Genomic DNA, 296 nt, shown 5'->3' with positions numbered 1-296 from the left:
TGATATCCATGATGGCCCGGAGCACCACACGCTCCAATCAGAGGCCGGATACATTGATGCAAGACCGCATCTGCCAGGTTGACGAAACCTCTTGCAACGCGCGGCCGGACCATACATTTGGGTCAAAAGCTGACCTCAAGGGCCCAGCTCCCGATGTCCGCTCATCCCCTGATTGTGTTGCAAAACTCGGCTGGTTCGATTTCGGCTCCTGATTTTGGATTTTTGCGGGTTTTGTTGGGTGAGTTCTCCATTGTGCGAACTGTTGACGCTATCGACGCTTGACGGGGCGGCTATGC

Annotated in this window: 1 protein-coding gene; it reads left to right on the top strand. The window is 54.7% G+C overall.

Going from position 1 to position 296, the window contains the following annotated elements; genetic code table 11:
• Positions 1–212 (top strand): hypothetical protein (locus C7G61_RS45805; RefSeq protein WP_210205941.1); only part of this gene is annotated, 212 nt, incomplete at its 5' end.
• Between the last annotated feature and the right edge of the window lie 84 nt (positions 213–296).

It is taken from the genome of Bradyrhizobium algeriense, assembly GCF_003062295.1.
GTDB classification, from domain to species: domain Bacteria; phylum Pseudomonadota; class Alphaproteobacteria; order Rhizobiales; family Xanthobacteraceae; genus Bradyrhizobium; species Bradyrhizobium algeriense.
This window is presented reverse-complemented; position numbering and strand designations above follow the sequence as displayed.